The sequence below is a fragment of the Xanthomonas prunicola genome, assembly GCF_025266575.1.
Classification (GTDB): Bacteria; Pseudomonadota; Gammaproteobacteria; order Xanthomonadales; family Xanthomonadaceae; genus Xanthomonas; species Xanthomonas prunicola.
This window is the reverse complement of the sequence record NZ_CP096142.1, coordinates 14,164-33,381: the sequence shown is the minus strand read 5'-3', so window position 1 is coordinate 33,381 and position 19,218 is coordinate 14,164. Positions and strand designations below refer to the sequence as shown.

The 19,218-nt window shown below is 67.5% G+C and carries 1 protein-coding gene (only partly in view); it reads right to left on the bottom strand.

Annotation, left to right across the window (positions count from 1 at the left end; translation table 11 throughout):
* Window positions 1-19,218 carry the 3' portion of a non-ribosomal peptide synthase/polyketide synthase gene (locus M0D43_RS22075; protein WP_343231765.1) on the bottom strand. Its footprint extends 3,330 nt past the window's final position, so only the last 19,218 of its 22,548 coding nucleotides appear in the window; its start codon lies beyond the right edge, outside the window; the stop codon is at window positions 1-3.

The following is a 19,218-nucleotide window of genomic DNA, read 5'->3' as shown; positions in this document are numbered from 1 at the left end:
TCAGGCTCCAGTTTTGGCGCGGGCGAGCAGCGTCTCGGCATCTGCCTGCGCACGCCGTTCCAGGCGGCTGGCCAGCACGTGTTGCGCGAGTTCATGCAGCTGTGGGTTGGCGAAGAAGCGATCCAGCGGCATCTCGGCATGCAAGCGGGTGCGCACGCGCGAGGCGAGTTGCATGGCGAGCAGCGAATGCCCGCCGAGGTCGAAGAAGTTGTCGTAACGTCCGATGCGCTCGATGCCGAGCAAGTCGCTCCACAGGGCGGCCAGGCACTCCTCCACCGGGCCCTGCGGGGGCGCGTAGGGACGCACGCCGAAGGCGTGCGCGTCCGGTGCCGGCAAGGCGTTGCGATCCAGCTTGCCGTTGGGCGTCAGCGGCAGCGCATCCATCGCCACGTACGCCACCGGGCGCATCGCCTCTGGAAGCTGCGCAACCGCATGCGCACGCAGCGCCTCGATCTCCGCCCGGCCGGTCACGTAGGCGATCAGGCGGATGCCGCCTTCTGGCGCCGGATGGGCGAGCACCGCCGCCTCGCGCACGTTCGGTGCGTTGCGCAGCACCGCTTCGATTTCGCCCGGTTCGATGCGCACGCCGCGCACCTTGACCTGCTGGTCGTTGCGGCCGACGAAGTCCAGTGCGCACGTGGAGGTCCAGCGGACCAGATCGCCGGTCCGGTACATCCGCTGCCCCGCCTGCGCCACGAACGGGTCGGGCACGAAGCGCTCGGCGGTCAATCCTGGGCGGCCCAGGTAGCCGCGGGCCAGGCTGGCGCCGGCCACATGCAGTTCGCCGACCGCACCGAGCGGAACCGGCTGGCCCCAGCGATCCAGCACATAAGCGCGCACGCCGGTGATGGGGCTGCCGATGTCGGGCAGGGTGTCGCCGGTGTCGACTCGCCCCGAGGTCGCGACCACCGCGCTTTCGGTCGGGCCATAATTGTTGACCAGTTCGAACGGCAGCGGCTGACGTAGCGGGCCGAGCCGATCGCCGCCGGTCAACAGGGTGCGCAGGCCAGCCGGCCACTGCGCCTGTTGCAGGCCCAGTTCGGCCAGCGGCGTCGGCAGGAAGCCGATCTGCACCGTCTGCGCCTGCCACCAGGCGAGCAGGGCCGATGGGTCCGCTGACGCGTCGGCCGGCGCCAGGTGCACGCTGGCGCCATGGCAGAGCGCCGGCCACAGCTCCCAGGCGGCGGCGTCGAAGGACAGCCCGGCCACGGCGCTGCAGTGCACGCCCGCTTGCAGGCCGAAGCGTTCGCCATGCCAGCGGACCAGATTGTCCAGCTGCCGGTGTTCGACCATCACGCCTTTGGGACGGCCGCTGGAGCCGGAGGTATAAATCACGTAGGCCAGCGCGGCGTCCGCGACGGTGCTGGCAACAGTCGTCGCCGGCTCGGCTGCGTCGGTCGGTTGCGAGGGGTCGATCGTGAGCACCCGTGCGCTGCGCAGCGCACGGCAGCTCGGAAGTTGCCCTTCCAGCGCGGCGCAGGTCACCACGGCCCGAGGTCGGCAGTCGTCGAGCATGTAGGCCAGGCGTTCGGGCGGATAGGCTGGATCCAGGGGCACGTAGGCGGCGCCGGCCTTCAGCGTGGCCAGCCAGGCGACCACCATCGCGCTGCTGCGGGTCAGGTAGATCGCCACCCGCGTATCCGGCCCGACGCCCAGGGTCTGCAGTTGTCGGGCCAGTCGCACTGCCTGGGCGTCCAGCTGCGCGTATGTCAACGACTGCTGGCCTTGCACCAGCGCCAGCGCCTGCGGCGTGCGCTGCGCCTGGGCTTGTACCGCCACATGCACGCAGCGCGCCGCAGTGCTGGCCGGCGCGGCGCCGGCCCCGTGCAGCACGGCGTCGCGTTGGGACGCCGGCAGGATCGGCAGCGTATGCAACGGGGCCTGCGGATGCTGCTCCAGCGCCTGGATCAGGTGCGCCAGGGTGTGCTGCATCAGGTCGCACAGGCGTTCGGCAGGCACGCTGTGGTCCAGGCTCACGTCCAGCGTGAACCCCTCGCCGCCATCGTTGATCGAGAGGGTCAGCGGATAGTTGTTGACGTCGCGTTTGCCCAGCGCCTGCACGCCCTCCCAGAAGGCCCGCGCGTGTGGCCCAGCCTCGGGCGCGTGCCGAACGGCATCGCGCCCGCTGCTGTAGCGATAGTTCATCAGCGCGCAGAACAGCGGCTGCGTCGCATCCAATCCGCTGCAGCGCTGGGCCAGCGCCAGTGGCGCATGTTCGTGTTCGACCAGGGCCGCCAGGCGCGCATGGGTCTGCGCCAGCGCCTGTTCGACCGGCGTGGCGTCGCGGCGCAGCCGCAGCGGCAAGGTGTTGAGGAACATGCCCATGGCGCGGTCGGCCCCTGCGCCACCGCGCATGCGGCCGAACAGGACGGTGCCGAACACCACGTCGTCCTGGCCGCTGGCGATGGCCAGCACCAATGCGTAGGCGAGGTGGAAGACCGCCGCAGGGCTGATGCCGAGCCGCCGCGCATGCCGACGGATCGCCGTTGCCAGCGCGGCCGGGAGCGCTTGTTGCGCAGTGCGCAGCCGTGCGCCATCGCCGTGGATGTCGGTCAGACCGAAGGGCGCGGTGGTCGTGTCCACGTCGCCGAGCGTCTGCGTAAAGAAGCGTGCGTGTTCTGCCTCCGCGACGCCGTTGCCGATCTCGAAGACGAAGTTGCGGAACGGGACCGGGGCTGCCAGGGCCTGCGTACGCGCGCTCAGATACGCGTCGATTTCCTCCATCGCGATCTGCAGCGTGGTGTGATCCATCACCAGATGGTGATGTGCCAGGTTCAACAGCCAGCACGCCTGCACGGGATCGTAGGCGAGGTGCGCCTGCAGCAGCGGCGCCCGCTGCGGGTCGATCCGGTAGTGCCTGGACGACAGGATGGCCTGCAGCGCCGCCGCCACGTCGCTCGCGTCGTCCAGCGCATGCGTGTGCACCTGCACCGGCGCATTCCGCCAGACCACCTGGACCGGATGCGGCAGGCCGTTCCACGCAAAGCCGGTGCGCAGGATGTCGTGGCGAGCGATCACCCAATTCAGTGCGGCCAGGAAACGGTCCAGACGATCGCGCGTGTCGAACGCCATCAGGCTCGTTTGCAGATACGCGTCCGCACCGGCGTTGGCCAGGTGATGGAACAGCATGCCGGTCTGCAGTGGCGCCAGCGGATAGATGTCCTGGATGTTGGCGTCGCCGCCGTCCACTGCAACGGTGATGGTGTCGATGTCGGCTTGGCTCAGCTCCAGCAGCGGCAGCAGTTCGGGAGAGAGCCTGGTGCAGTCGGCGGCGATCCGGTTGGGCGGGACGTCCACGTGTCCGGTTTGCAGCCGGGCGGCCATGTCCAGCAGCCTCGTGTGGGTGAACAGGGTGCGCACGTCCAGTGTCAGGTTGTGCCGACGCAAGCGCTCGATCAAGGTGATGGCGAGCAGCGAATGCCCGCCGAGGGCGAAGAAGCTGTCGTGACGGCCAATCCGTTCGACGCCGAGCAGCTCGCTCCACAGTGCGGCGAGCAAGGTTTCGCGCTCGCCGTCGGGGGCGAGGTAGGTCTGCGTGGCCAGCGCATCGGCGTCCGGCGCCGGCAGGGCGCGGCGATCGAGCTTGCCATTGGCGGTCAGCGGCAGCGCGTCCAGCGGCACGTAGGCGCTGGGCAGCATGGTCTCGGGCAGACGTGCGGCCAGTTGCGTGCGTAGTGCGTCGGCCACGAGGTGTTTCGCGTCGCCGACCAGATAGGCGACCAGGCGCGGTTCGCCGGTGTTGTCCTGTCGCAGCATCAGGGCCGCATCCCGCACGCCGGCGCAAGCACGTAGTGCGGCTTCGATTTCGCCAAGTTCGATGCGCACGCCGCGCAGTTTGACCTGGTGATCATTGCGGCCGAGGTACTCCAGCGCGCCGTCGGCGCGCCAGCGCGCCAGATCGCCCGTGCGGTACATGCGCTGGCCGGGCTGGTCAGCGAACGGATCGGGGACGAAGCGTTCGGCGGTCAGGTCCGGGCGACCCAGATAGCCGCGCGCCAGCTGCACGCCGGCGATCTGCAGTTCGCCGGCCACGCCGATGGGTGCCAACTGGCCGTGCGTATCGAGCACGTGCAGGCGGGTATTGGCGATCGGTCGGCCGATCGGCACGCAGCTGGTGTCGGCCGCGGTGCATTCCCAGACGCTGACGTCCACCGCCGCTTCGGTCGGGCCGTAGAGGTTGTACAGGCGCGCCTGCGGCAGACGTGCGCGGACTGTGCTGGCCAGATCCACCGGCAAGGCTTCGCCACTGCAGACGATGCGCCGCAGGCTGGCGCATGCGCCTTGCGGTAAGACATCCAGGAACACCCGTAGCATCGACGGCACGAAGTGCACGGTGTCGACGCCGGTCCGTTCGATCAGGTCGATCAGATAGGCTGGATCCTTGTGCCCACCCGGTTCCGCCAGCACCAGACGCGCGCCCACGCGCAGCGGCCAGAACAGTTCCCAGACCGAGACGTCGAAGCCGACCGGGGTCTTCTGCAAGACGCTCCGGTTGGGTTGCAGCTGCAGGTGCTGCTGCATCCACTGCAGGCGGTTGTCGATGCCGGCATGGGTGGTGACCACGCCTTTGGGCGTGCCCGTGGAGCCGGAGGTGTAGAGGACATAGGCCGGGTGCTGCGGGTGCAGTGCCACCGTGGGCGCTTGCGTGGAAGCGCAGGCCCACAACGCGGCGTCGGCGTCGGCGTCCAGCAACACGGTGTGCCGATCAGCGCATTGCTCTAGCAGTGCCACGGTCTCACGATGGGCCAGCAGCACGCAGGGCCGCGCATCGGCGAGCATGGTGTCCAGGCGCGCGGCCGGTACGTCGCTGTCCAGCGGCAGGTAGGCGGCGCCGGCCTTGAGGATCGCCAGCAGGGCGACGACCAGGTCGATGCTGCGTGGCAGGCACACGGCGACGCTGCTTTCCGGCACCACGCCCAAGCCGATCAGGTGATGGGCGAGCTGGTTGGAGCGGGCATCGAGCTCGGCATAGCTGAGCGTGCCGTGGTCGTCGGTCACGGCGATGGCGTCGGGCGTGCGCTGCGCCTGCGCTTGGATGGCGCGGTGCAGGTAGCCCGTGCCGCCCAGGTCGGTGGCGGTGGCGTTGAAGCCTCGCAACTGCGCGTGTTCGTCGTCCGCCAGCAGCGGCAGGTGCGCAACGCATGCGCGGTCGTTGGCGACCATGCCCTGCAACAGCATCACGAACTGGGCCAGGTGGCGCTCCACGGTGCTGCGGTCGAACAGCGCGGTGGCGTAGCTCAGGCCGCCGACGATACGGTCCTCGTGCACTTGCAGGGTGAGTTGCAGATCGAACTTGATCGAGCTCTCGGCAACGACGATCGGCTGCACCGTCAAACCCGGCAACGCGGGGGTGGGCGTCGGCGCGTTCTGCCAGGCGAACATGGCCTGGAACACCGGGTGATGGGCCAGGTCGCGCGCCGGGTTGAGCGCTTCGATGACCTGTTCGAATGGCAGGTCCTGATGCGCCTGTGCGGCCAGCGCAGTGGCGCGCACCTGGCCCAACAGGTCGGCGAACGAGGGGGTGCCGCGCAGGTCGATGCGCAGCGCCTGGGTGTTGACGAACAGGCCGATCAACGGCTCCAGTTCGTTGCGGGTGCGGTTGGCGATCGGCGTGCCGATGACGACCTGGTCCTGGCCGCTCAGGCGCCCCAGCAGCGCGCCCCAGGCGGCCAACAGGGTCATGAACAGGGTGCTGCCGTGGCGCTGGCCCAGGTCTGTCAGCGCAGCGGTGAGGGCTGGATCCAACGCGATCTGCAGACTATCGCCGCGGTAGTCCTGCTGCGCGGCGCGCGGGCGATCGGTCGGCAGTTCCAGCACGGATGGCGCAGCGTGCAGGTGATCGACCCAGAACCGGCGCTGGTCCTGCAGCGCCTCCTCGCCGAGGCAACTGCGTTGCCACACCGCAACATCGGCGTACTGGATCGGCAGCGGCGCCAGCGGATCTGGCCGGCCTTGCACGAAGGCGGCGTATAGCGTGCCCAGTTCGTGCACCAGCACGCCCATCGACCAGCCGTCGGCTACCAGGTGATGCACGGTGAGTAGCAGGACGTGATCGGCATCGGCCAGACGCAGCAGCCGCCCGCGCACGAGCGTGCGATCCGCGCCATCGAACGGGGTCGTCGTCTCCTGTTCGGCGTGGCGCTGGATGGCCTCGTCGTGTTCGGCATGTCGCGATAGATCGATGTCGGTCAGTGCGAAGCCGATGTCGGCCGTCGCGATTTGCTGCACCGCGCTGCCGTCGATCACGCCGATGCGCGTGCGCAGTGGCTCATGCCGAGCGACCAGATGATCGAGTGCGCGCCGCAAGGCCGTGCCGTGCAGCGGCCCCCGCAGGCGGATGCGCAGTGGCATCAAATAGGCAAGGTGAGCCTGCGGGTCGAGCTGTGCGACGAACCACAACCGCTGTTGGGCAAAAGACAGTGGGAGCGGACGGTCGCGCGGAACCGGAACGATCGGTGGCAGGGTCTGCGGCGCGGCGCTGGCGAGCCTGCTGGCCAGTTGCGCCATCTGCGGATGAGAGAACACCTCGGCCAGCGGCAATTCGACGTCGAGTTGTTGGCGCAGACGTGAGACCAATTGGACCGCCAGCAGCGAGTGACCGCCCAGCGCGAAGAAGTCGTCGCGGCGGCCGACCTGTGCAACGCCGAGCAGTTCGCTCCACAGCGTGGCCACTACCTGTTCCAATTCGCCTTGCGGGGCGACATAGGCGTGCAGATCCAGCGCTTGATCGTCGGGTGCCGGGAGCGCTGCGCGATCGAGTTTGCCGTTGGGGGTGAGTGGCAATGCATCGAGCTGCACGTAGGCGGCTGGCAGCATATGGTCGGGAAGATGTGCGGCCAGTTGGGTGCGCAAGGTCGCCGGCTCCACAGGCGCGACTTTCTGATCTGCGATCACATACGCGACCAAGCGTTTTTCGCCGGTGTCATTGCGTGCGATGACCACGGCCTCCTGCACGCCAGCGCAGCTGCGCAGTGCCGCTTCGATCTCGCCCGGCTCGATGCGGAAGCCGCGGATCTTGACCTGTGCATCGTTGCGGCCGAGGAAATCGAGCATGCCATCGGCCAGCCAACATGCGAGGTCGCCGGTCTTGTACATGCGCTCGCCGGGCTGTTCGGCGAACGGATCGGGGACGAAGCGCTCGGCAGTCAGCGCAGGACGATGCAGATAGCCCTGCGCCAACTGCGCACCGGCGAGATGCAGTTCGCCGGTCACACCAATTGGCACCGGTTGACCGTGGCGATCGAGCACATAAAGCCGGGTATTGGCCAGTGGCCGACCGATCGGCAGGCGTCGGGTTGCATCGGGCGCGTGCTGCAACGCCAACGCGGTGACGAACTGGGTGCTCTCGGTCGGACCGTAAGTCTGCAAGACGGTGGTCGCGCCACCGGCCTCGAACACCGTTGTCAGCGCGTGCGGATCGGCGACATCGCCACCGGTGAGCAGCAGGCGCAGGGTGCCAAGTTGCGGTGCGATTGCTGGGGCATAGGCGCGCAGCACGCCGGCGACCAGGATCAAGACCGACAGGCGTTCGCGCGCCACCAACGTGCCCAGAGCATGTGGGTCGCGCATGACCGGCGCAGGAACAACGACGACAGTGGCGCCATGGAGCAGACTGCCCCAGACCTCCAGCGTGGCCGAGTCGAAGGCAGGGTTGGACGCGAAAGCAACGCGGTCGTCGAACCGCAGCCGTGCTGGACCATCCTGCAGGACGAGGTTAGCCACCGCGCCATGCGACACCGTCACACCCTTCGGTGTGCCGGTGGAACCGGAGGTGTACATGACGTAGGCCGCGGCTGTGGCCGGCACGGCGATCGCTGGTGGCGTTGTGATGTCGTCGTCGCTGCCCTCGAGATCGTCAAGGTCATTGACCACCAGGCACACCACCTGAGCAGGCGCCAGCGCACTATCGGCAGCGTGGATCAGCACAGACACCTGCGCATCGTCGATCAACGCAAGCAGACGCTCGTCGGGATGATCGACGTCCAGCGGCACATACGCCGCTCCGCACTTGAGCACGGCCAGTTGCGCAACAATCAACTCAACCGAACGCGGCAGCGCAATGGCCACGCGTTGACCGGCACGCAAGCCCACGCTGCGCAGGCGTTGCGCCAGTCGATTGGCCTGGGCATCTAACGCGGCATAGCGCAGGCCAGGTTGCTCCGACACCACCGCAATGGCATCCGGCGTCTGGCGTGCCTGTGCTTCGAACAACCGGTGCAGCGGCTGCTCGGACACAGTGGCCATGTCGCCAGTGCCAAAGTCGGCCAGCAATTGCTCGCGCTGTGGCGCATCCAACCAGGGCAGTTGCGAGACGCGAGCGGTATCGTCGCGCGTCAGCGCGTGCAGCACCTGCGCGAAGCCGCGCCACCAGCGCTGGATCGTCGTTGCATCGAACAGCGCTGTGGCGTAGCCCAGGCTGCCGACGATGCAGCCATCGCGCTCTTCCAGTGCCAGGTCCAGATCGAACTTGAGCGCGGACAGGGGCTGCGCTAACGACTGCAGCTGCAGCCCCGGGAGCGCCAGGTCCGGCTCGCTGATCGAGGCGTTCTGCCAGGTGAACATGGCCTGGAACACCGGGCGATGCGCGAGGTTGCGTGCCGGGTTTATCGCTTCGATGACCTGCTCGAAGGGGATGTCCTGATGCGCCTGCGCGGCCAGCGCAGTGGCGCGTACCTGAGCCAGCAATTCGGCCACGGAAGGATCTGTACGCAGATCGATGCATAGCGCCTGAGTGTTGACGAACAGGCCGATCAGCGGCTCCAGTTCGCTGCGGGTACGATTGGCAATTGGGGTGCCGATCACGACCTGCTCCTGTCCGGACAGGCGCGCCAATAAGGCGCCCCAGGCAGCGAGCAAGGTCATGAACACGGTGGTGCCGTGACGCTGGCTCAAGATTTTCAGCGATGCGCTCAGCTGAGCATTCAACGCAAGCGCCATCGCTTCGCCGCGATGATCCTGCAGTAGCGGCCGGGGCCTATCGCAGGGCAGCTCCAGCAGGGCAGGAGCGTCGTGCAGATGTTCCATCCAGAAGTCGCGCTGGCGTTGCAGTACCTCGCCATCGATCCAGCGGCGCTGCCACACCGCGATATCGGCATATTGCAGTGGCAGCGGCGGTAACGGATCGGGATGGTGCTGGACGAACGCGGCATACAGGGTGTTCAGTTCCTGCACCAGCAGACCCATGGACCAGCCATCGCAGATCAGGTGATGCAGGGTGATTAAGAGCACATGGTGGTCGTCGCCCAGGCGCAGCAACTGGCCGCGCGCCAGGCTGTCGTGGGCCAGGTCGAAGGGTGTGCTGGTTTCGCATTCGGCCAAACGCAGCAGCTCGGCTTCGGGATCTGGATGACCGCTGACATCATGCTCGATCAGTGGGAAGCCGACGCTATCGGCGCCGATGAGCTGCACCGGTTCGTCCTGGTGCAGGCCGATGCGGGTGCGCAAGGTCTCGTGGCGGGCGACGATGCGGTCCAAGGCCTGGCGCAGCGCGTGGCGATCGAGCTTGCCACGCAGACGCAACCCGTTGGGCATCAAATAGGCCAGGTCTGCGTGCACATCGAGTTGTGCCAGGAACCACAGCCGCTGTTGGGCGAAAGACAACGGCAATGGCGCGCTGCGGTCGGCCGGCACGATGGCCGGCAAGGTGCTGGCGGCGGCGCCGTGCAGCGATTGGGCCAGATCGGTCAGGCACGGCTGTGCGAACAGGGTCGCCAATGGCAGCTCGATTCCCAGGCTGCTGCGGATGCGCGAGATCAACCGCACCGCCAGCAGCGAATGACCGCCGAGGGCGAAGAAGGTGTCGTGGCGGCCGACACGTTCGACGCCGAGCAGTTCGCTCCACAGGGTGGCGAGCAAGGTTTCCAACTCGCCTGCCGGTGGCGCGTATTCCTGCACGGCGAGCGCATCGGCGTCGGGTGCGGGAAGGGCGCGACGGTCGAGTTTGCCGTTGGGCGTCAGCGGCAGCGTATCCAGTTGCACATAGGCGGCCGGGATCATGTAGTCGGGCAGACGCATGGCCAACGCAGCACGCAGGCGCTCGGCGCTCAACACCGCGTCGCCGACCAGATAGGCGAACAGCCGCTTGTCGTCGCCGTGCGTGCGCAGCACGACCGCCGCCTCGCGCACGCCGTCGCATCCGCGCAGCACGGCTTCGATTTCGCCCGGTTCGATGCGGAAACCGCGCAGCTTGATCTGATCGTCGTTGCGGCCCAGGTACTGCAGGTTGCCGTCGGCGCGCCAGCGCGCCAGATCGCCGCTACGGTACATGCGCTGGCCCGGTTGCTCGGCGAACGGATCGGGCACGAAACGCTCGGCGGTCAGGTCAGGGCGACCGAGATACCCGCGGGCCAGCTGCGGGCCGGCGATGTACAGTTCGCCGGCCACGCCCAGCGGCAGCAACTGCCGATGCGTGTCTAGCACCTGCATGCGGGTATTGGACAAGGGCCGCCCCAGCGATACGAGGTTGCCGGGCTCGGTGTCGAGTACGGGGTATGCACTGGCCCAGATGGTGGTCTCGGTGGGACCGTAGAGATTCCACAGCCGGCCGCCGCCCGCTCGCAGGCGTTGCGCCAGATCCTGCGGCAAGGCTTCGCCACCGCAAAGCAGGCGCAAGGTCGGCGCGCTTTGCCAACCGGCATTCAGCAGCATCTGCCAGAACGTCGGCGTCGCTTGCAGCACAGAAATGCGGTGTTCGGCCAGCAACTGCATCCACTGCGTCGGCTCCTGGATCTGCGCTGCAGCGATGACGACGCAGGCGCCATGGATCAGCGGTGCGAACAGTTCCAGGGCGGCGATGTCGAAGCAGATGGTGGTGACGGCCAACAGGCGGTCCTGGGGCGACAGCGGCAGTTGGGTGTGCAGGGCGGCAAGGAAGTTGACCAGCGCTTGATGGGAGATCACCACCCCCTTGGCTTGGCCGGTGGAGCCTGAGGTGTAGATCACGTAGGCCGGGTGTTGCGGATGCCATGTCGCCGCGCTGGGCGCGTGCACGGGAGCGGATGCCCACAACGCCGCGTCGGCGTCTGTCAGCACACGCTGCAGTTCCTTGCGTGGTACCAGCTGCACGGCGATCTGGCGCTGTGCGAGCAGGACCTGCGTGCGTGCGGCGACAAGCATTTCGTCCAGACGCGCGGGCGGCGCGTTGATGTCCAACGGTAGATAGGCCGCACCGGCCTTGAGGATCGCCAGCAAGGCGACGATCAGGTCGATGCCGCGTGGCAGGCATACGGCCACGACGCTTTCCGGCACCACGCCCAGCGCAACCAGATGGTGGGCCATCTGGTTGGCGCGGGCATCGAGTGCGGCATAACTGACGCACTGCTCGTCGGCGACCGCGGCGATGGCATCGGGCGTGCGCTGCGCTTGCGCTTCGAACAGCCGATGGACGGGCTGGTCCAACGCAGCGGCGGTCGCTCCCGTGCCGAACGCCGCCAGCAGGTGCTGGCGCTGCGGCGCATCCAGCCAGTCAAGTTGCCAGACGCAGGTAGTTTCCGAGCGTGTCAGCGCATGCAGCAACTGTTCGAAGGAGCGCCACCAGCGTTGGATGGTGGCCGCATCGAACAGGGCCGTGGCATAGCCGAGACTGCCGACGATGGCACGGTCGCGCGCTTGCAGCGCCAGATCCAGATCGAACTTGATGGCGTTCAGCCGCTGCGGCACCCCGTGCAATGCCAGGTCCGGCAGTTCGATGCTGCTGTCGGGCGTGTTCTGCCAGGCGAACATGACCTGGAAGACGGGGTGATGGGCTAGGTCGCGCGTCGGGTTGAGCGCTTCGATGACCTGCTCGAAGGGGACGTCTTGATGCGCCTGCGCGGCCAGCGCGGTGGTGCGCACCTGGCCCAACAGGTCGCCGAACGAGGGTTGCCCCCGCAGATCGATGCACAACGCCTGTGTGTTGACGAACAGGCCGATCAACGGCTCCAGTTCGCTGCGGGTGCGGTTGGCGATGGGTGTACCGATCACCACCTGTTCTTGTCCTGACAGGCGTGCCAGCAGCACGCCCCAGGCGGCCAGCAAGGTCATGAACACGGTAGTGCCGTGGCGCTGGCTCAGCGCCGTCAGCGCGGTGCTGAGCGCGGCATCGAGCACGCAGGCGAGCGTGTCGCCGCGCGCGTCCTGTCGCGCCGGGCGCGGTCGGTCGGTGGGCAGCTCCAGCAGCGCCGGCGCGTCCTGCAGGTGGTCGCGCCAGAAGTCGAGCTGGCGTTGCAGCAGTGGCCCCTCGAGCCAGCGGCGTTGCCACAGGCTGTAGTCGGTGTACTGGATCGGCAGTGGCGGCAGCGGATCGGGCCGGCCTTGCGCGAAGGCGGCGTAGAGCGTGCCCAGTTCGTGCACCAGCACGCCCATCGACCAGCCATCGGCCACCAGGTGGTGCAAGGTGACGAGCAGGACATGCTCGTCCTCGCCCAGACGCAGCAGTTGGCCGCGTGCCAGGGTGTCGCGGGCCAGGTCGAAGGGTGTGCCGGTTTCGTGTTCGGCCAGACGCGACACCTCGGTCTCGGGGTCTGGATGACCGCTGAGATCGTGCTCGCGCAAAGGGAAGCCGACGTCTTCGGCGTCGATGAGCTGCACCGGTTCTTCCTGCTGCAGACCGATGCGGGTGCGCAGGGTTTCGTGGCGGGCGACAAGGCGGTCCAGCGCCTGGCGCAGCGCGTGGCGGTCCAGCCGTCCGCGCAAGCGCAGGCCGTTGGGCATGAGGTAGGCCAGGTCGGCCTGGGCGTCGAGCTGGGCCAGGAACCAGAGGCGTTGCTGGGCGAAGGACAGCGGCAGCGGTTGGCCGCGCTCGGCCGGCACGATGGCCGGCAGGGTGCTGGCAGCGGCGCTGTCCAGGGCCTGGGCCAGGTCGGCCAGGCGTGGGTGGGCGAACAGGGTCGCCAATGGCAGCTCGATCCCCAGGCTGCTGCGGATGCGCGAAATCAGCCGCACCGCCAGCAGCGAATGACCGCCAAGGGCGAAGAAGGTGTCGTGGCGTCCGACGCGTTCGACGCCGAGCAGCTCGCTCCACAGTCTCGCTAGCAAAGTTTCCAGCGCGCCTTCTGGCGGCGCGTAAGCTTGCGCTGCGAACGCATCGGCATCGGGTGCCGGCAGGGCGCGGCGATCCAGCTTGCCGTTGGCAGTCAGCGGCAGTGCCTGCAGATGCACATACGCGCTCGGCAGCATGACCTCGGGCAGGCGCGTGGCCAGCTGCGTGCGCAAGGCGTCGGCGCTGGTGTCGGCATCGCCGACCAGATACGCGACCAGACGTGGCTCGCCGGGCGTGTCCTCGCGCAGTACGACTGCGGCGTCCTGCACGCCGTTGCAGGCGCGCAGCGCAGCGCCGATTTCGCCCAGTTCGATGCGGAAGCCGCGTAGTTTGATCTGATCGTCGTTGCGGCCGAGATAGTCCAACGTGCCATCGGCATGCCAGCAGGCCAGGTCGCCACTGCGGTACATGCGTTGGCCGGGCTGTTCTGCGAAAGGATCGGGGACGAAACGTTCGGCGGTCAGATCGGGGCGACCGAGATAGCCACGTGCCAGTTGCGGTCCGGCGATGTGCAGGTGGCCGGTGACGCCGATCGGTGCCAGTTGCGTGTATTGATCGAGCACATGGATGCGTAGATGGTCGATCGGACGGCCAATCGGTACGCGGCCATGCGCGGCGTGCGCATCCGCGGTGCTTGCTTCGTGCACCACGCAGCCGACCGCAGTTTCGGTGGGGCCGTATTCGTTGATCAAGCGGGTGTTGGGGGCGAGCGTTTGCCAGCGTGCGAGCGTTGCCGCGGGCAGGGCTTCACCCCCGATCACCATCACCGCTGGGCTAAGCTGTTCCGTATGGTCGAGCAACTGCTGGCCCAACACTTCCAGATGGGCTGGCGTGAGTTTGACCAGGCCCAGCGCGGTGGGTTCGCACAGGCGGCGGCGCAATGCATCCAGCGTGGCGTGCTCAGGCAGCAGTTCGACATGCGCACCGCACAACAGCGGCGCCAGCAGGCTGGTCAGCGTTGCATCGAAGGCCAGCGAAGACGACACCACCGCGCTGGGGAATGGGCGATAGGTCTCTATCGCCCATTGCAGGTAATGCGCGGCGCCTGCGTGGGTCAGCAAGGTGCCTTTGGGCTGTCCGGTGGAACCGGAGGTATAGATCACATAAGCCAGGTTGTCGGGGCACAAGCCCGGAACCGTCGGGGCGCCGGGATCGTGTCGATCGGCATCCGTATCCAGCTCGGTGTCCAGCATCAGCAGAGTGACGTCTTGCATCGCACTGCCAAGCGACTGGCGCTGCGAATGCAGTGCGGTACAGGTCAGCACCGCACATGGACGACTGTCTGCGAGCAGGAACGCCAGGCGTGCGTCGGGCAGCTCCGGATCCAGCGGCAGGTAGGCGGCACCGGCCTTGAGCGTGGCGAGGAGCGCCACGATCTGGTCGATGCTGCGCGGCAGGTAGAGGGCGACCCGGCTCTCCAGGTCCACCCCCGAATTGCGCAGCCGGTGCGCCACCCGATTGGCGCGTGCCTCCAACTCGGCATAGCGCACTGCGCGCGCGCCTTCGCTCACTGCGATGGCATCGGGCGTGCGGCGCACCTGCGCTTCGAACAGGTGGTGGATGCATATGGCCGGCGCGCACGGCGTGCCTTCGGTGACGCTGAAGCGGCCGATTAGCGCGCGTTCGTCGGGGGGCAGCAGCGGCAGCTGCGCGACGGCAGCCTTGTCGTCGGCCGCCATGCCGGCGAGCACGTGGATGAACTGGGCCAATTGGCGCTCGATGGTGTGGCGGTCGAACAGCGCGGTGGCATACCCCAGATGGCCGACGATGCGATCGTGGCGTTCGTGCAACGACAGTTCCAGGTCGAACTTGGCTTGATTGCCCTGCGCCTGGATCGGCTGCAGATCCAGACCGGACAGCGTCAGGTCCGCGTCAGCGGTGTTCTGCCAGATCAGCATGGACTGGAACAGCGGCGTCGCAGCCAGGCTGCGCACGGGATTGAGTGCTTCAATCACCTGCTCGAAGGGCAGATCCTGGTGCTCCTGCGCGGCGAGCGCGGTGCGACGCACCGCGGCCAACAGCGCGGCCACGGAAGGGTTGGCACGCAGATCGATGTGCAAGGCCTGCGTATTGACGAACAGGCCGATCAGCGGTTCGAGTTCGCTGCGGGTGCGGTTGGCGATCGGCGTCCCGACGACCGCCTGCGGCTGGCCGGACAGACGCGACAACAGCACGCTCCAGGCGGCCAGGACGGTCATGAACACCGTGGTGCCGTGGCGCTGGCTCAACGCCTTCAACGCCGCGGTCAATTCCGCCGGTATTGCAAATTCCACGGCATCGCCCCTGTAGTCCTGCAACGCAGGGCGTGGGCGATCGGTCGGCAGCTCGAGCAGTGCCGGTGCATCGCGCAGGTGCTCCAGCCAGAAGGCGCGCTGCCGCTGCAACACCTCGCCGACGAGCCAGCGGCGTTGCCATACCGCAACGTCGGCGTAGTGCAGTTGCAGCGGCGGCAGCGGATCGGGCTGGCCGCTGACGAAGGCGGCGTAGAGCGTGCTCAATTCGCGCTCCAGCAGACGCATCGACCAGCCGTCGCACACCAGGTGATGCAACGTGACCAGCAACACATGGTCGTCCTCGCCGAGGTGCAGAAGCTGCCCGCGCGCCAGTGTGTCCTGGGTAAGATCGAAGGGGGTTTGTGCCTCCAGCTCGGTATAGCGTGTGGCCTGGGCGATGGGATCGGGATCAGCGCTGAGATCGTGTTCGCAGAGCGCGAAGCCGATACCGACGGGATCGATCTGCTGCACCGGCTCGTTCTGATGCACAACGATGCGGGTCCGCAAGGTGTCGTGGCGGTCCACGATCCGATCCAGTGCCTGGCGCAGTGCCTGGCGATCCAGTCGGCCGCGCAGGCGCATGCTGCGTGGTATCAGATAGGCCAGATCGGCCTGGGCGTCGAACTGCGCCAGGAACCACAGGCGCTGCTGGGCGAAGGACAGCGGCAACGGTGCCGCGCGGTTGGCCGACACGATGGCGGGCAGGCTGCTGGCGGCGCTGCTGCCCAGCGTCACTGCCAGATCGGCCAGGCGTGGGGATGCGAACAGTGTGGCCAGAGGCAGTTCCAGACCCAGCACGCTGCGGATGCGCGAGATCAGCCGCACCGCCAGCAGCGAGTGGCCACCGAGGGCGAAGAAGCTATCGTGGCGACCGATGCGATCGACCTCGAGCAGTTCGCTCCAAAGTTGCGCCAGTGTGCGTTCGAGTTCGCCTTGCGGGGGCACGTGGGCACTCTGACCCAGATGCCTCTGTTCTGGCGCAGGCAGGGCGCGGCGATCGCGTTTGCCGTTGGCCGTCAGCGGCAAGGTGTCCAGGCGCATGTAAGCGGTGGGCAGCATGACGTCGGGCAGGCGCATGGCCAACGCGTGCCGCAGCGCCAAGGGATCGGCATCGTCCGGGTGGGCGGTGACCAGATAGGCGACCAGACGCGGTTCGCCTGGGCTGTCCTGACGGAGCAGCACGGTGGCATCGTGCACACCGGGGCAGGTTCGCAGGACAGCGGCGATTTCGCCTGGTTCGATGCGGAAGCCGCGCAGCTTGACCTGGTCGTCGTTGCGGCCGAGGAAATCCAGCGTGCCATTGTCGCGCCAACAGGCCAGGTCGCCGCTGCGGTACATGCGTTGGCCGGGCTGTTCGGCGAACGGATCGGGAACGAAGCGTTCGGCGGTCAGATCGGGGCGGCCCAGATAGCCACGCGCCAGTTGGACGCCGGCGATAAGCAGATGCCCGGTGATGCCGATCGGAACGCGTCGGTCACGTTGATCGAGCAGGTAGATGCGCATGTGCGCAATGGGGCGGCCGATCGATACGCTGTCGTTGTTGGACACTGCATCTGCGGCCGTGGCCTCATGCATCACGCACGCGATCGCCGCTTCGGTGGGGCCGTACTGGTTGATGAGGCGCGTCCGCGGCGCGAGCGTTTGCCAGCGGGCGAGCGTTGCCACAGGCAGGGCTTCGCCGCCGATCACCATCACTGCGGGGCTGAGCGGTTCCGGGTGATCTGCCAGTCGCTGACCTAGCACTTCGAGATGTGCGGGCGTGAGCTTGACCAGGCCCAGCGGGGTGGGATCGCACAGGCGCTGGCGCAAGGCGTCCAGCGTGTCGTGCTCAGGCAGCAGTTCGACCGTTGCTCCGCACAGCAGCGGCGCCATCACGCTGGTCAGCGTAGCGTCGAAGGCCAGCGAGGACGACACCAGTGCGCTGGGATGCGGGCGATAGGTCTCGGCCGCCCATTGCAGGTAGTGAGCAGCCGCGCGATGGGTCAGCAGGGTGCCTTTGGGGTGTCCGGTGGAACCGGAGGTGTAAATCACATACGCCAGGTTATCCGGGCACAGGCCCGGCACACGCGGTGCACCGGGATCGGCGGTGCAGGGCGTAGGCAGCGCGTCCAGGCGCAGCACGCCGATGTCGGGCATGGTGTCCCTGGCCGGGAGCCGATCGTGCAATTGGGCGCAGGTCAGCACCATGCATGCGCCGCTGTCCTTGAGCAGGAAGGCCAGGCGTGCGTCGGGCAACTCCGGGTCCAGCGGCAGATAGGCAGCGCCGGCCTTGAGCGTGGCCAGCAGTGCGACCACCAGAACCGGGCTGCGCGGCAGATGCAACGCCACGCGATGTTCAGGCCCGACGCCCAAGCGATGGAGTTGATGCGCCAGCTGATTGGCATGGGCTTCAAGCGCGGCGTAACTGAGTTCGCGGCCGTCGGCGAGCAGCGCGATGGCGTGCGGGGTGCGGCCGACCTGTGCTTGGAACAGTTGATGGAGGCAGTCCGTTTCGTGCGGCGCGACTGCGGTAGCCGTAAAGCCGTCCAATCGGGCGCGCTCGTCTGGCGGCAGCAGGTCCAGGTTGTGCAAGGCGGTTTGCGGCGCTTGTTCCAAGGCCTGCACCAGTGCCTGCACGGCCTGCAGCATCATGGCCGCAACACGTGCGGCGCCGATGCGCTGGTTGACCTTCACGACCAATGCGAATCCGCCGTCGGCACGGATGTCGTCGACCGATAGCGTCAGCGGATAATTGGTGCGCTCTTGTGCCTCCACCATCTCGACACCACGCCACTCATCGTGCGGCGTTTCGATTGACGGTGTCTGCACCGAACCGCCACCGGTATGGCGGTAGTTGAACAATGCGGTGAACAGCGGAGCAGGCGGAGCGATGCCGCTGCAGCGTTGGGCCAGCGCCAATGACGCATGCTCGTGATGGAGCAGTTCGGCCAGCCGCGCCTGGGTGTGGCGCACGGCGTCGGCGACGGTGCTGCGGTCGCGCTGCAGGCGGATCGGCAGCGTATTGAGGAACATACCCAGCGCACGGTCGGCGCCTGCACCGGCGTGCATGCGTCCGAACAAGGTGGTGCCGAACACGACGTCGTCCTGGCCGCTGGCCTGCGCCAGCACCAGCGCATAAGCCAGGTGGAACAGGCTGGCGGGGCTCACATCGAGCCTGCGCGTTTGCAGGCGTGCAGCAGCACAGAGTGCAGCACTCAGTGGGAGCACTGCCTGTTCGATGTCCGCGCCAGTGCCGTGCACGTCTCTCAGCCCGAATGGCGTGGTGGGCGTATCGAGGTCGCCCAGTTGTCGGGTGAAGAAGGCACGGTGCTGGTCGTGGCTCGCGCCCAGGCGCGCCTGGGCCACGAAATCGCGGAACGGCAACGCGATGGGCAACTGCTCGGCGCGGTCGCCGAGGTAGAACTGGATTTCCTCGACCAGCAGTTCCAGGGTGGTGTGGTCGATCACCAGGTGATGGGTCTGCAGGCCCAGCAACCAGCGTGCCTGGTGCGGATCTTCGACGAGATGGCCGCGGATCAGCGGTGCCTGGGTGACATCAAATTGGGTAGTGCTTGGATCTATGCGGATTTTCAGCGCGGCCAGCACATCGGGCGCGTCGATGCGGTGCTCGTGCAGCGATAGCACAGCATGGCGCCAGACGATCTGCACGGGCGCGCTCAGGCCCTGCCAGGCGAAACCGGTGCGCAGGATGTCGTGGCGGGCAATGACCGCTTCCAGCGCGGCGATAAATGCGTCCAGCTGCGCGCGGGTGTCGAAGGCCAGCACACTGAAGCTCAGGTAGGCATCGCCCAGAGAGCTGGCACGATGATGGAACAGCAGGCCTTCCTGCAGTGCGGTCAGCGGATAGATGTCCTGCACGTTGGCTGCGCCGCCATCGACGGTGGCCACGGCTGCGTCGATCTCGTCCTGGGTCAGCTGCACCAGCGG